General features: G+C 59.8%; 1 protein-coding gene. It reads left to right on the top strand.

All coding sequences use genetic code 11. The features are described 5' to 3' along the window. A partial coding sequence (locus tag EYW45_RS00130; RefSeq protein ID WP_202444508.1) for a VCBS domain-containing protein occupies positions 1 to 1,421 on the top strand: 1,421 nt, incomplete at both ends.

Genomic DNA, 1,421 nt, shown 5'->3' with positions numbered 1-1,421 from the left:
CTGGTTTCGTCCGGCACGTTGACAATCTCGGATGCCGACGCGGGCCAAAGCACGTTCAAGGCTGGCACCGCCGTTCCGGTTGGTTCGACCTTGGGTTCGCTGTCGATTGCAGAGAACGGCACGTGGACTTACAACGTCGCCAACTCGGCCGTTCAATACCTGGCCGCTGGCCAAACGAAGACCGAATCGTTCACAGTTTCGGCCGCTGATGGCACGACTACTGTTGTTACCGTCACGATCACCGGCACGAACGATGTCCCGACGTTCTCGGGAACGAACGCTGGCGCCGTCACCGAAGACACGGCTGTCAACGCAAATGGCAATCTGGTTTCATCGGGCACGTTGACGATCTCGGACGCCGACGAGGGTCAGAGCACGTTCAAGGCTGGCACTGCTGTTCCGGTTGGTTCGACCTTGGGCTCGTTGTCCATCGCCGAGAACGGTACCTGGACCTACAACGTCGCCAACTCGGCTGTTCAGTACCTCGCCGCCGGTCAAACCAAGGTTGAGTCGTTCACGGTTTCGGCTGCGGATGGCACGACCACCGTCGTCACGGTCACGATCATTGGCACGAATGATGTGCCGACATTCGCTGGCGCATCTGCAGGTTCGGTGACCGAAGACGCAGCCGTCAACGTCGATGGCAATCTGGTCTCGTCCGGCACGCTGACTATCTCGGATGCCGACGCAGGTCAAAGCACCTTCAAAGCTGGCACTGCGGTTCCTGTCGGCTCGACCTTGGGTTCGTTGTCAATCGCTGAGAATGGCACCTGGACCTACAACGTCGCCAACTCGGCCGTTCAATACTTGGCTGCTGGCCAAACGACGGTCGAATCGTTCACGGTCTCGGCCACTGACGGCACGACCACGGTCGTTACCGTCACGATCACCGGTACCAACGACGTCCCGACATTCTCGGGCGCGAACGCTGGCGCTGTCACGGAAGACACTGCCGTCAACGCTAACGGCAATCTGGTCTCGTCGGGCACCCTGACGATCTCTGACGCAGACGCTGGTCAAAGCACCTTCAAGGCTGGTACCGCTGTGCCGGTCGGCACGACGCTGGGCTCGTTGTCCATTGCTGAGAATGGCGCTTGGACCTACAACGTCGCCAATAGCGCCGTTCAATACCTCGCCGCCGGTCAAACAAAGGTCGAGTCGTTCACGGTCTCGGCAGCGGATGGCACCACCACCATCGTTACTGTCACGATCACAGGTACGAATGATGTGCCGATATTCTCGGGCACGAACGCTGGCGCCGTCACGGAAGACACCGCTGTCAATGCCAACGGCAACCTCGTGTCCACCGGCACATTGACGATCTCGGATGCCGACGCTGGCCAAAGCACGTTCAAGGCTGGTACCGCTGTGCCGGTCGGTTCGACGCTGGGCTCGTTGTCCATTGCTGAGAATGGCAATTG

The organism is Schauerella aestuarii (genome assembly GCF_009866805.1).
In the GTDB taxonomy this organism is placed as follows: Bacteria; Pseudomonadota; Gammaproteobacteria; order Burkholderiales; family Burkholderiaceae_B; genus Schauerella; species Schauerella aestuarii.
Note: the sequence above shows the minus strand (reverse complement) of the source record. Positions and strands in the feature narration are given on the sequence as shown.